5 protein-coding genes are annotated in these 15,165 nt (G+C 54.1%); 2 read left to right on the plus strand and 3 right to left on the minus strand.

What is annotated here, in order from left to right:
• The 3 genes from ACN0VM_RS17325 to ACN0VM_RS17335 all read right to left on the minus strand — a co-directional run.
• The coding region (locus ACN0VM_RS17325) for an RHS repeat domain-containing protein (protein ID WP_417452152.1) at nucleotides 1–5,995 on the minus strand (5,995 nt) is incomplete at its 3' end.
• 115 nt (nucleotides 5,996–6,110) lie between these two features.
• Nucleotides 6,111–12,950 (minus strand): Calx-beta domain-containing protein, encoded by a 6,840-nt coding sequence (locus tag ACN0VM_RS17330; protein ID WP_417452153.1) that lies wholly within the window; start codon nucleotides 12,948–12,950, stop codon nucleotides 6,111–6,113.
• A 289-nt stretch (nucleotides 12,951–13,239) separates the two neighbouring features.
• The gene (locus ACN0VM_RS17335) at nucleotides 13,240–13,446 is read right to left on the minus strand and encodes a hypothetical protein (protein WP_417452154.1); all 207 of its coding nucleotides are present in this window, start codon (nucleotides 13,444–13,446) and stop codon (nucleotides 13,240–13,242) included.
• A 601-nt stretch (nucleotides 13,447–14,047) separates the two neighbouring features.
• Between ACN0VM_RS17335 and ACN0VM_RS17340 the strand changes: the two genes are divergently transcribed.
• The gene (locus ACN0VM_RS17340) at nucleotides 14,048–14,554 is read left to right on the plus strand and encodes a hypothetical protein (protein WP_417452155.1); all 507 of its coding nucleotides are present in this window, start codon (nucleotides 14,048–14,050) and stop codon (nucleotides 14,552–14,554) included.
• Nucleotides 14,554–15,120, plus strand: a complete 567-nt coding sequence (locus tag ACN0VM_RS17345) for a hypothetical protein (RefSeq protein WP_417452156.1) — start codon at nucleotides 14,554–14,556, stop codon at nucleotides 15,118–15,120. The genes ACN0VM_RS17340 and ACN0VM_RS17345 overlap by 1 nt, the downstream gene beginning before the upstream one ends.
• Nucleotides 15,121–15,165 lie beyond the last annotated feature (45 nt).

Genomic DNA, 15,165 nt, shown 5'->3' on the forward strand with positions numbered 1-15,165 from the left:
GCCGGGATCCGGTCGTGTCACTGTATTGCATCAGGGCGAGGCGCTCATCAACGCCAGCGCCATTGATATACCGCGCTTTCAGGCGGTCCCCGCCCGACTTGATCAGATAGTCCGCGACCGGCTCATCCCCGTCATAGAGATATTCTGTCCGCGTCGTGGCGCCGCCCTTCGTCAACACCTTCGCAAACCGGCGGCCCTTGGGGCCATATTCATACACAACACTTGCCGCGTCCGCCGGGTTCACGTTCTCGGCATAAACAAGGCGATTCTCGGCGTCATAGGAATAGCTCCAGTCACCCTGCGCGGTGAGCGAGCCATTATCGTCATATTCAAGTGTCTCAACCGTACCGTCAGTCTTGATCTCGTCATACTGGTTGAGACCATCCGGCGTATAGGTAACCACCCGGTTGTTCAGCACAGGGTGATGATACTTTTCATTCAGCGTGGCAACACGGGTCAATTGGTTCATCAGGTTGCGCTGATACTCAAAGTCAACGCTGTAGCTGCCCGCCTGCTCAAACACATGCCCAAGCGCCGATAGCGCTCCATCTGTCTCATAAGCGTAGCTGGTGATCAGTTCCTTATTGCCGCCGGGTTTGCGCCTAAGGTCGGTGCGGCGACCAAAACCGTCATACTTATGGCTGGCAATAACCTGACCATCGGCACTGATATCCGTCAACAAACCACGATAGTCATAGCCATAGTCGATCGCCATTGACGGCAACCCGGGGTATGACGGGGTGCCCGCAGTGACCCCGGGCAGGGTTAGCTGGACCCGGTTGCCGGCCCGGTCAAACTCGGTTGCGACGGTGCGGCTATAAAGCATGACACCGCCATTATCGTACCGGGTGATCTCTTCCGAGGTTTGCCGGCCGGCACTGTCATATCCATAGTTCAGGGACAAGTACGGAACGGTGGTACCGCCGCTGCCGGGGATCTGGGTGATCACATCATCCCGGCCATCCAGCAGGTAGCTATAGTCAACCGAAGCCTCAAGCGAGCCACCGGACACCATGCTCCCGGACCAACTACCGCCCTGATACACCTTCTTCAGGTCAAGCCGGTTCAAGGCATCATACTCTGACTTGATCCAGTCCCCTTTGCGGGTACGTTTGGCCACTATGTTGCCATTACCGTCATAGTGATATTCTTCAAAGTCATTCGGGTTATGGCTGCCCATGGTACTCGGGTTTGGGGTTCGGCCCTCATCTGGGAAGTAAGTCCTCTCAAGGCGGTCAAAACCGTCATACTGATACTGGGTTTTGTTACCGTTCGCATCCGCAACCCAATCGACCTGGCCATTCGGTGTATAGCCATATTCCTGATACCGGATCTCATCTGCGGAGCCCCAGCCCTGCCAGACCTTGCGCACCCGGCCCACCGGATCGTACTCGGTGCGAGTAGTACGGTTGCGGCTTATGTTACCGTCAACAAAGGCCTCCACATACTCGACACGGTCAAGCGCATCATAGCGATAGTCCGAACGTCCCCCACCTGATGTGGTGGTCACACAGACCTTGCCAGAACCGGAACAAGGCACACCATCAACCATGTAGGCGCTGTTCACCCATGAAGGGGGGAGCGGGATAGCGTTCCCGTTGTTCTTATAGTTATAACCATAGGTGGTCACCCCCGTTGGGCGACCAAGGGCATCATAAGCCGTGTGCGTGTAGGTGCCTACCTTCGCGCCCTTGATTGCCGACACAATGTTGCCCAGAGACGTGCCCGGGTTGATATCCCCCGCCACCTGATAGACAGGACGGCGCATGGTATCATAGAAGGTGGTGACAACATCATCCGCCTCACCCGGCGCAGGCTCATACGGGCCGTTCACCTGCACCATATTACCAATCGCGTCATACGCATACGAGGTGACAGGACGTTCTTCGGGGTTACTGGTCAGGCACTGGCTCGTTGCCACCGCCGACGCATTGCCGCAGTTCGATACCGTCTTAACAAGGTTGCCCATCCCGTCATAGTCATTGACCGTCACAATACCTTCCGGTGATACACTCCGCACAACCTGACCAACACCGTTGTAGGCATACTCATGCACCGCTGAAACACCATTAACCGCAGGCTGTGTCGCCCTGGCAACCTGACCATTTGCTGTATAACAAAGCGTGGTCGTCTTGCCGCGGAAATCCGTAACACTCGACGGCTTTGTTTTAGCGCCCTTCACGCTGCCGCTGCCACTGCACCTCGCCCCGCCATAGCTGGCCGCAGCGCCATGGGTCAGGCTTAGTGCTTTGTTTTCCTTCGATAGAGCTATCACGTTATTGTAGAGGTCATACTCGAACAGATGCCTGTTCCCTTCAGGGTATAACCTGGACGACACTCTGCTCCAACTATCGAACGTTGTGGTTACAGTTTCTCCAACCTCATTGGTGGTTTTACCGTAAGTATCTACCCCGTCGAACCCACCATAATAGGCAACATAGCTGTTGCCCGATGGTGCCACACGCTCACCCCGAAAACCGGATGCTACATGGAAATAATAGGCGGGCCGATTATTTCGAACACCCAGGGCGTCCTTGGCAGCTACCACACGCCAGTCCGCGTTATAGTCGTAGGAGAGCGCGGGATGCGTTGTGTCCCCCGGTAGGTAAACCGATACAAGCCGAAAGCCCCTATTAGGCCGCTGTGTCTGGCTACCAGATGACGAGAAAATCCCGTCAAAGCCGTAGAAACCGCCTGCGGGGCTGGTGAAACCTCTCAGCCCGTTTCGCTCAGTGAATGAAACAGCATGGCTCTGCCCATCGTCAACGCTGACCACCTGATACCCATCAGCACCATTATAGTTCCAGTTAAGCTCCCGGTTAAGATCGTTCTTGACCTGTTTCAGGCGAATACCACGATTTGTGGTGCCGATGTCATAGGTGAAATCAACCCCGAAGCCGGAAGGCGAGTGAATACTCTTGAGAAGATGTTTATATGCTCTCAGATCGCTGTCAGTATTGGTAATATAAGAGACAGGATCATACCGGAGAACATCACCTGCCGGCGTAGTGACAGTCAGGCTGACATTGTCATATACCCAGCGTTGCGTTTGCATTGGGATTGAGTGGGCTCCAGGCTGGATGTCACGAACTTTGCGCCGCACTCCTGCTTTTACAAGGCTTGCAGATGATCCGAGAGGCGCGTTGTAACTGCCGTTGGGCAGGCGCACAAACTGAAAGCCGCCGCTTGGGCTGGATACCGAGATCACATTGTCCGATAACTGGTCCGACCACCAGCTATTGATAAATGGAAGCAACACCCGACGCCTAATTTTGTTTGTCGCACCAGAGACTTCATATGACGCTAGAGCCATATCATAGGTGGCATAAAGAGCAACAATGCTACCTACCGCATTCCAGGGGTGCGAAGCCCCCATTGCTTCCATAGCCGAGCCCGACATCGTTGCTTCTGAGCGCATATTGTCGCTGAATATACTATTGTTGGCCATATAGCTCCAGTGTGCCGTCGATGGAGGGACCGAGGAGGGAACCTGGTCACCATTATGGGCTTTGACCTCGAAGCTAAGTTCGTATGGAAACCCGCCTGAACCCACCGACAGTATGGTGCCGGACGACCACGCCACATCTCCCGTCGACAAATCCACACCGTGAACGACCGACCGATCCTCAAACTCGTCTTTCAACAGATCTGCGGCCTTCGCAGGATCAAACTGATACTTGTTGTCCTGCTCAATGGCACCGGAACCGCCTTTATAACCACCTTCGCTAGTGGAGACTATATGGGCAACTTCGGCTACATATCCTAACGCATCTTCCTTTGTCGCAACAAACGCTGCCCCGCGCTGCAGAGATTGTCCGGTAACAGCGTATGAGCCATATTTTCCAGGCCATTTCTCTGACGTGCCACACTTGTAACCCGGCCCTAGAAACTCGTCATTGATCGTCAACACTTCGCTGTAGGAGTTGTTGAGATAATCACTTATTCTTTCTGCACCAAACTTTCCCGGGGTAGCGGGTAGGCTATATCCCACACAGCCCGCCGCATTATTGTCTTCTTGGTCAATTAGCCCCGCAACCAAGCCGCTTTGCGCGGTTGTGAAATTGAGGTATTTGGGCGCCGAAAGCTGTTCTGCCCCCCACGCAAAACGTTCCGCTGTCGACGAAACGTCGACCGCATCAAGCTGCTGTTCAAAAACGGAACCTTCCAATGTAGACGCAACTGCCGCCACAGTTTGCGCCATCGCATTCGCCCGGTTGACCGAACTATCCGGTACCGACATGCCTGAACTGACATCCAACCGAATAATCTGGTCACCCACAGTAAAATATACATGATTATCGAGACCAGTTGCACCCGGACGCGATTCCGAATAGACCGCGCCAACGGAATGGTGATGCAGTACATGGCGACCAGATATAGTCTCCAGCAAATTATTTGCCCGGCTTAGCTGCGCAAGCCAAGAGACACCAATCTTTGCTTTGGTATTATCCTGTTGGCTTATCTGTTGCTGAAACTCAATTGTGTCGCTATTCTGTCCGACCAATGCGTTTGCGTCGCCGCCATATTCCGTCGACCATTTCGACGCCAGCTGTCCACCTACATACCCCCAACCGTGAACGATATTAACCGTCGTCAGGACATCAATCTTGGTTTGTACCGTGCTATCCATATACGAGCCGCTATTCGCCGCATAGGGATGGTCAACTTCCATCTCCAAAGTCCAACCCGCACGCCCGTTCATGCCCAATCCGCATTCTCCCTCAACACCGCAGTTCTGGTGGTTCCGGTTTGAATGGGACGGATCGATCAGGCCTGCCATCACTGGCACATCTTTTCCGTCCAACCGCAGTCTTGCAGTGAAGGTTTTGGCTTCATAAGGATAGCCATAACGGTTAGTGAAATAGGGTTTGCCGATATCGGGTGTCAGCTCCAGCTTCCGGCCATAGATTTCATCAACATAGAAAATCGCGTTGATGTTGTCGCTTGACCCCATGATATCTTGATCCGTGCCGCCACACGTACTATCGCCGGCCCGCCGCGTACACACCCGTAGCCTAGTCCGATATGCATCCGGTACGTCACTCGTAATAATCGAAGCTGACAACGTGCCTGTGCTGGACCAACCTGATCCGTCATTCTCCTCGTCGATGATCCGCTTGCCGCCAATCAACTCTTCAAGGGATTTGGCACCATTGAGCTGCATATTGCTCAAAAGCACGTCGGCATACTCATTCAGCTTGGTACGAACAGCGGATAAGGAGATGCCCGCAACACCGCTGACACCATCCGGCGTAACCTCCGTTCCGCCCGCCCCTGTCAGCAGATCCCCCCTAGAGTAGCTGGCTGCCGTTTCAAGAGACACACCCGGCAGTGACGTATTGCTGTCGAGCACACCGGTATAGCGATGGTGTTTTTTATAAGCGGGATCGAAAGTTATGCTCACCCCATTGACCTTGACCTGAACCCAGGCATGGACGAGCGTTACACCTGACAACGCACCGGCCCCGGTCACACTCGCAGGAATACCGGCTTGGCCCAAGAAGACACTCGTCTCGGCTGCATCACTAACCCCGAGCCAGTCTTCAAACTCAGTGCCATCAAGCGTCAGCGTCCCAATGACAAATTTTGGCTCAGTAACTTCAGTACCTTTCCCAACGCAAGCTTTAAGCAAATCAAGCATTAGCTGGGCTTGGTCGAATGCAGTTCCATGGCCATCAAGATAAGCGCCGAGAGCACCCTTCTGTAGTCCAAATAGCGGCGTAATCTCGATCCTGTTCTTCACGTAGGCATAGATCAGGTCCGGATCATAGCGAAGAGCTGCAGCGAGAGCCTGAATCTCAACCGCAACATCTGACTTGAGAACCGAGGTGTGACCTGTACCGTTTCCATAATAGGATACTCCGGCAGAGGGCGACACAAGGTCCGCACGCCCAATCTTCATGCTCGGAAGATCGGCAGAGCACGCAGAAGTTACGACACCAAGCCCCAATACCAAGCCCGCTAGAAAGGAAGAACATACTCTGATTTTGTTCATAGTCCGGGCCCCCCGAGGCCTAAAAAATCAATTTAAATACTCTGAATAAGCCGGAAAGCCTCGAAACCACCGAGCGGTGTATATTGAGAATCACTGCCTACGTTGCACCCTAACCTTATTGGCCCTGCGACATACCAGCATTATACGGGAAGGAGCGTCCATCGCCCCAGATGATGCGACAGGCACCGCCACCACCCTTTCCTTCGGTGCTCATGCTGTAGGCACCGCCACCACCATAGGCCGCGCCGTCGGGGCCCACGGTTCCATCATCACCACCGGAGCCACCACCGGCACCAGCGCCGATTGTACCGGCCGCACCACTTGCACCAAGGCCGAACAACCCCGTGCCGCCGCCACCATGGCCATTACCGGCGGAAACCGCGCCACCACCACCCGCACCACCGCCCAAACCATCACTACCTGGACCACCATGAAACGGGTAGCCTCGCCCCCTGATACCTTCACCACCCCTACCGGTGTAACCACCCGCACCACCGGCACCGAGAGAGGCCCAGTCATATGTGGACCATTTGCCCAGCCCCCCCTTGCCGCCGCCGTCGCCAACAAAGGTTGCGGCGCCAGGGCTGCCGTGTGTCTCCGTGATGCCGCCTGAAAGGTTTTCGCTAAGGCCACCTTGCGCTAGAAGAACGGAGAGACCAACGAAGTAACTACTAGCACCATTGCCATTATAACCTTTGCCGCCAGCGCCCACTTTGACCGTGTACCCCTGCCCGGGTACAACTGCGATGCCGTTGCGCCAAGCCAGTGCGCCGCCACCACCGGAAAGCCAACCTAGACCAATAACCCGCCCACCGCCGCCGCCGCCGCCAACGCATACAGCACTAACTCTTGTGACATGTCTCGGCGCAACCCAATTGTACGTGCCCGGTGCATCAAAGATAATTTCGCCTGCCGCGGGTTCGGTCGCACCTGTCCCGGGTTCTACAGGCACATCAACTCCGGCGTCCATGCCAGCATTGTTCGGGAAGGAACGCCCGACACCCCACACGATGCGTACCGCGCCAACACCGCCAGCTGTTGAACTGTTTCCATACGCCGCACCGCCGCCAAAATTACCGCCCGAATCGCGTGAACCATCTCCACCACCCGAGCCCCCTTGGCCTCCACCATGGCCTGAAGACCCCATTCCATACAGGCCAACACCACCACCGCCGGTCCAGTCTCCGCCGCCGCCGCCAGCACCGCCGTAACCCGCCTCGGCAGGCGCTGCACCTTCCAGGTAACTTCCGCGGCCACCCTGTCCGGTGTATCCACCGGCCCCAGAACCGCCCATCCGGCCATCGGTGCGCTCCTGAGAAATCCCCCCTTCACCACCGCCATCACCAACATATGATGCACTTTGGCCATTCGCACCGGTTTTGCCGCCAAACCCAACGCATGTTTCCATATCCTTGAAGTAACTATCCCCGCCGTGGCCTTGTCCCACACTCTTGACGGGGCCAACACCCGCCGCTCCCACGACAACTGTCAATGTCTGCCCCGGAACAACGCTGATAGCATTGCGCCAACCAAGGCCGCCGCCACCACCGGAACGCCATTGCCCAACATTTTGGTAACCACCACCGCCACCGCCGCCAACACACACCGCGCTGACGCTCGTGACATTATCGGGCACTACCCAGTTATAACTACCCGGTGTATCGAAGATCACCTGCCCAACCGGCCAACTAATATCGCCTGTTGCCACGTCATTCCCGATCGATGCTCCCCCGGAAGGACTCGTGAGTGATACGGTGAAATCAACGCCAACCCCAGGCACGCCTGTGTCTATGGTCGGAACATATATGAATTTACCTGTATCGCCCGGCGCAAAGGTCAGGGTACCCGTTTGCGCGACATAGTTAACCCCGGCGACCGCCGTACCGTCTGTCGTGCTATAATCAATACTGTAGGCCTTATCCCTTGGGTGGAGACTGTTCACCTCAAATCGAATCACCTCTCCCGGCACCACTGATGCCTGCTGCTCGACAAAACCCAAGGTAGGCGGTTCATTGTCCAGAATTGTGCCGGTAGCCTCTGCTTCTTTTGTCTCAAGGCCATCGGGGACACCGGTGATGGCAAATCCGAGTGTCAAGGGGGAGTTTGGCGCCGTATCATCAATGGTGGCGATCTGAACGGGCGCCACAACCGCGCCAGCGGGCAAAGTTACAGACCCCGATACAGCCATTATAGAGCCATCATAGTCCTGCCCTAATAGCGCTGTTCCATCTACCACTGCATAGTCTATCTGTAGGTCCACCGTTGACGCAGAAGAAGCCTGGACGGTAAACTGAAGCGGATCACCTTCAAATGCCTTGGCGTCCGTAGCACTAAACTGGGGCGACGCCTCATTGTCCAATACGTTGAACTGGATAGCCGGTATGACCTCACTACCTTCGGCGTCTTGCGTTAAATGCAGGCTAAACGCACCACCGTCGCCAAAGACATTGTCGTCAACAGTTTCAACCAAGATGGTTTTGGCCATTTCGTTTGGTTCAAACACCAAAGTATCGCCGAGCTCTTCGTAATCAGCACCCGGCACAGCCGTTGAGGCCATAGTCTGGTAGTCAAGAAAAATGGTATTTTCAGATGCCTGCTCCTTAACAAGCGTAACGACCGCCTTGTCCCCTTCGGTCAGGGTAACCTTGTCTACGGAGACAGCAAAACTCACCGGCAGGTCATCATCCAGTATAGTGCCTTGCACAACACGGTTAAATATCGTGCCCTGAGAAGGATCCGGGAGCGTCAGCCTCAAATGAAAGCTTTCATCGCCCTCGCTGACGGTATCTTCAGCCGAACTAATAACAATCAGGCCGCTTCTCTGTCCGGCTGCAAGGGTCAATGTACCGTTTATGGAGCCATCGAAATCATCGGCCGAAGCCACCGATGCAGTGAGGTCAACAAAATAGTCAATCGATGCGGCTTCCATTGCCGTCTCACGGTAAACGGCAAACATCATTTGGTTGCCTTCTGTCAAGGCAACGCTTGATACTGCAATGCTCCCGCTACTGTCGAGCTCGGCAGGGATGTCGGCATCCGCACCTGAGGAATCCACTTCCCCAAAGATGACATAGCCATCACCGGCGTTGCCCCCGGTCGTATTCTCAATAATGGTTGGTACCACGCCCGCTATCTCTAACCAGCCAGATTCATTCCAGTAACCTGAACCGCCACCGCCGGGGGACCTATTATTACCACCGCCACCGCCGTAATAACCCGCGCCGCCGCCGCCGGAGCCTCTGTTATGACCGGCGCCACCACCACCTATCAGGAAGTCAGGTATTCCGCTAGCAAGGGAGTTATGTGCGTCTTCCGCCACCTCCCCATCCTCACCCGGTGCACCGCCTGAACCTGCGAGCGTCGCACTATACTCCCCTCCCACGCCAGGGTTACTTATCGTAGCGCTTTGTCCAGCTCTGTCGTTTGTCTCGTAATTAGCGCCACTCATGCCTAGACCACCGCCACCGCCGCCCAGATCACTTTCGCCGCCGCCACCGCCGCCGCCGCCAACAATCGCAACGGGAATCCATATATGATTATCTGCGGATATCGCCAGAGCAGAAGCACCACCACCCTGCCCGGCTTTACCGGGCTTCCCAGCCGCTCCGCCCGTGGGGTCGCCTCGAATTGCGTCATATTCCGCATCCGCAGCGCCCTGCATTGCTGCACGCCTGCGCAGATAAAAACCTTGCTGCGCGGTCAGTTCAAAAACACCGACACCACCATGCCCAGCCACCGTGCCAACACCATCCCCGCCACCGGCCCCGCCAGCCATAGAGATGTGTACACTGCTACCAGCGGGCACAAAATAGACTGAATTGGCCCCTACTCCATGATCTTTGATAACCCCCTGACCACTGGTATCGCCGAGACGGGATCCTCCAGCAGGATCGGACAAAATAACCGTAAAGTCTCGCTCCTGCCCGGCGCCGTCCTCATTATCATCAAAGGTCGCAATAGAAACAGTTTGTTCCGTTTCCCCAGGGGCGAACACCAACTCGCCGCTCAAGCCTTGATAATCGCTCCTGTCCGCAGCTGTTCCATCCTGCGTGTTAAAGTGAACCCGCTGTTCAAAGAGGGAAGGTTTATCAAGGAAGACATAGAACTCTAACGTCTCACCCTCAAGCCCTCTGGCATCAGTGACGCTGAAGATCGGGCCTGTATCATTGTCAGCGATGCTGGCTGTAGCCTGCGTCCGTTCAATCGCCGCGCCACCTGTGGCTTCACTTAACCTCAACGTAAAGGCTTCATCCAGCTCAAACGCAGCGTCATCAACACCGGAGATCACCAGCGTTTTGCTACTCTCACCCGGCGCAAATGTCAGAATGCCCGAGGAGGCCACATAGTCTTCCCCCGATATTGCCGTGCCGTCAATCGTCTCATACACAACACTTGTTGTTGTCTCATTCTCGCCGGTTTTGTTCACCGTGAAAGCGATCAGGTTGCCTTCTGAAGTGCTCACATCCTCAACACTGAACACAGGGCCGGGGTCATCATCCAGAATCACAAAGGATGCATCCCCGCCTGTGATGTCGCCACTGGAGACTGGCGTCAGCCGCACCACAAGGTCTTCATTCGCTTCATTGATCAGGTCATCAATCACCTCAAGGGGGACATGGACCTCATCCCCCATCGGCAAAAAACCGATGGTCATCGACTTGGCTTTATAGTCTGTGTCTGCTTCAGCAGAACCTGGGACTACCTCAAGCGTATATTCATGCACGTCGACGCCCGCACCAGACAGCAGGGCCAGGCCCATCACGCCTCCGGCAGAAGCCTGTGTGATGATTCCGCCCTCGGGCGTTAACCTGACCACGGTACCACCAGACCCCTCCATGGCGGCGCCACCCGCGTCCACCGACACCCGCATGTTGCTCGCGTCAGCCGCATCATCAACAATCGTTCCAACCGAGGTGGCGCGGCCATTTGGTACGCTAATTGCCCCTGCAGTTTCGAAGATCGCAAGCTCGACGGTCTTATTCCCGTCTTCTTTCACATCGTCCCGAAACTGGATGCAAGGAGGAGCGCTAGGCGTCAGCGCTCCAGCCGGGAAAGTGATCGTACCGGTCTTGGGGACATAATCGGCTGTGCCACCGATGGTCGCATACCCAACCTCGCTAATATTATCAATTGCTTGTGAGATCGAAACATCAAAACAGATCTGGCCGTCCTTCTCTTCGGCGACCGCGCCTGACGCTATTGATGCTAATGGGGCCGAAGCTTCTAAGATACGGCCCCAAGCCTGTCGCCGGCCAAAAGCAACGTCGTCATCAGAAGAAATATCAAGATAAAACCATTCCGTTCCTTCATAAATGTTTGGGCTGGTGGCGATTGTGGGAATTTTTATGGTCCACTCCGCTTCACCAGAACTAAACCTCTCACTTTTTCCAGCGGCCGGAAAAGTAAAGTCTTCCCCCACCGTTGCGAGGCGGCGAGAAACATTGTCCGGGTTGGATGATGCTGAAGCTGAGGTCGCCAATTTGACCTTTACGGTAGCACTCGCCGACATGTTTCCCCGACGCCTGACCTTGATCTCGATATTGTCTCCTTCAGTTGCCTCTGCGCTACTGATCGCAAAAATCGGTTTGTCAACATTGTCATCGTTCCAGATGGTGACCACAGCCTCCTGAACACCGCCTTTTGTCCGCGCCGGGTTGTTTCGAGCATTTTTCAGTCCTGAATCCTGCACCCGCACATACAGCTTCTCGTGCTTTTCTGCTTTCGTATCACCCCTAATCCAAACTCGTATCACCCCTGACAGGTCACTGTCAGAGCCATTTGGGCCAGCCGTGGGAGGAACCACAATCGTACCGCTATAGGCCGTAGTACTTCTGAGATCATCAGCATCCGCGAATATTGAGGTTCCCGATGTTTTGCCGTCATTACCGAGAACGATATCGTACTTTATCGTGACCGGAACCGTGAAAGCATTGCTAAACCAATAGCTTGGGACTCCCCAACTTTCTCCACTATCTCCCTCATACATACCGTCGTTACCAAGAGACAACATTGGTAGATCACCAGCATCCTGGATTGTGCCGATGCCCTTGGAACGGTCTATCGTGCCGTCCAGCTCCAACACGGCACCGCTTGATGGTTCGTAGAGCTCAATACCAAACTGCTCCGCGCCTTCGTAAACGCGATCTGGAAGCGTTTCTACTTTTACCAATTGCTCAACTGCGTTTGCCGCCGATCCTTCCCCGTTGGCAGGAAACGTCAACTCTTGATCGATAGAAACATAATCTTCACCCGGAATAGCGGTACCCGCAGTGGTGCGGATCTTTACCGTATATGGCGCTTTGGCGTTACCGATCTTGCGCACATTGAAGAGAAGGGCCGTGCCTTCTTCACGTGAGGCAGATGAAACCTGAAACCTGACAGTATCTCCATCGATATCCCGAAGTCGGCCCGGAGCATGCCGCTTTTCAGGGTCAAGACGAGCCCCCACAAGGCCCTGTTCTTTCAGACGCACATAAAGATATTTATCATCCTCCACCCGATCATCCGGCAGTGTCTGCACCACAAAGGTCACACCAACACCGTCCGTATTGCTCGCAGGAATGGTCACGGACCCTGTTGTCGGCGTGTAATCCACGCCAGGCTCAGCCAGATTGTCCATTGAACAGTGGCCAGCATTGGCCTCATTTGGCGTACATTCAAAAGTCTCATATTGGACTGTCAAATCCTGATTGGAGGCGCCAACCCGCCAAACAGTGAAATACATCCGGCCATTGTTTCTTTCGGGCACACCCGTCGCTTCCAAGCCGGCTGTTCTCCATAGCCGCACAAGTGGCAGTGAACCTTCAACTATATGTTTGGTACGGTTCCCAGCTGCGTCATAAGTGTAGCTATAGGTCTTATCAAACCCGTGCGTCTCCCGCACGAGCCGGCCAAGCGTATCATATTCATAGGAGATATCGTCCTGAGGGTCTGCCCGCGCAAATGTCGCAGACAAACAAGTCCCCACCACTGACACAAGCACAAACGCCCGTGCCAATGCACAGCAAAAACCCTTAATCACGATTACTAGCCCCAATCGCCTAAATATGAATCAATAAACGTATAGCGTGTAGACTGGAAAATTCCAATCCTGTCGTCAATACGATTTGATATTTAATACAAGAAATCACTTAATTTCATAGTGTTATGCCCCAATGCCGGACTGATCTGGTAACACCCCCAATAATAGAGAGCTTCAAAAGTGGAATGCGTTGAGCGGCCATCGGGCTAGCCATGACCAGTTTTCATTTTGCCGTGGTAATACCCCACTGGTGGCAGGCCGATGGCCTAGCGCCGATTTTCGCGCAGCTTATTCCCGCCCAACCACTGATATTGAAGTGCTGGTTGGCGATGATGAAAGCGGCCTTCAGGTCCTGCAGCTCGTTACGACGGAAACTGCTCTCATTGTTCCAGCGGATGGCGGCATCAATGCCGCATAGCGCCATATTCATCTGCGCCTAGCGCCAAGTGGTGTGGGCTCATCTCCTGCCCATATACGACAATGTAACCGATACAGCCCCCATGTCGCTCGACGAATTTTTCCGACTGCACGAACATGCCGCCCAACCCTCAGCATGAGTCAAACACGCGGCCTTTATAGGTTTGAATAGCCACTAGTTTTATAAACACCTTGGACTTTCCAATTTTGCTGTCGTTCGAACTCGAAAGGCGACAGAAGCGCGCTCAAGACCCGATCCATATGTATGCAAGACTGCATCGACCAGCCGACCACGCGGCGGGACTAGCTCACTCCTTGGCTCAATTTTACCAAGAAAGGTAACTAAAAATCTAAAGGCTATTCACACAGTGGGCTGGCCAATAAAAGCTTATCCATCAATACATCGAACCTTATGGGGGCTGCTTTGTAGCCCCCTTTTCCATGCCCCCTTGAAGCGTGCGAACCTGCCGAATTCAAGTGTATTTGGCAGTCGACCGCAGGGTTGGTCCTACACTAGGGACAGACTGACAAACTCGCTGCCACTCCCTCCGTAAAAAAAGCCTCCAGAACTTACTAACTCGTCTGCCATGTTGGCTTAAGGCAAGGAGTAAGCGATGGCCCATAAACGCAAAAAGTACATACAGAAGCCTCTAAAGATTACAACGGTTGTGGCTAAGCACTTCAGCTTCACCCTTCATCCCGTCGTTCAAGGTCACTTGCGCGCTCTTGTGGACAATGACCCGCCACCTAGTTGGCTTTTCAAAGACTTTAATCTGCTCCAGTCGGTGATCATTGAAAAGCCAATATGCGTCGCGCGGAAACCTAAAATCAGCGAGGCTCGCCCCACTGTCGTACCGTACTTCAGTGGTTTTTCTATCGCCCGTCTTTTGGACTTTGTTCCGGTGGATTTTATGGATCGGTTGCAGATCTCACTAGCCATATATCCTAGCGCCAGTGATGATCGTATTCGATCTATCGCCACTGCTGATGCTGTCGCACAGGCCATTTTCAATACGACTGCGACGACGCCAATCAAAGCCCTATTTATGAGAAAAGATGCGCCTTCAAAGCCTCACCTAACTATTCCCACCGCGTTCGGCGACAACACTGAGGTTGACTAATGCTAATCCATGATCTTGCTTTTGTTCTTCAGGAGGAAAACACCGGGCGCTTAATGGATTGTCTCAAGTGGATCGGCAACTCATATCCAGAATATCCCATCCTGTCACAGTTTTGCGCAGAACTCATAAACGCTCTCAATGCCTCCGAACTGGTTACACGGCCGGATACTTTCAAGGATCGAAATGAAGAAAAGTTTCAGGATTACGTAAAGGCTTGGATGCACCTCCTCACAACTGATATTCCTACAGGGACTGAGTTGGCACCCCACGTCGAGAACTTATACCTCGCAACCGCCGCGGCAAGTGTTCTCACGATTTACAAGTTTCAGACGCAGGAAAAGTCACGACGCAAACCCATCTCCCTGGCTAGCTTTGGCCGCGCGGAGATTGCCCTTAGAAAAATTCTGCTCGCAGAGCATAAATTACTCGATGAATTTCGCTCACGTACTTCCAATCTGTGGCAATGTTTATCTACCCTCCGCGCGTTGGAAAGCAACGGCACGTTCAGCAAAAAAATCACCGAAAACAGAATCATGTCCGTCGTCAGAACATTTGTCTCAGTTTGAGCGCTTTATGATGTGAGTGTTTGGCTCATCATTTTTGGATATTAT

Origin of the sequence: Kordiimonas sp. (assembly GCF_048260245.1) — a bacterium.
Lineage (GTDB): Bacteria > Pseudomonadota > Alphaproteobacteria > Sphingomonadales > Kordiimonadaceae > Kordiimonas.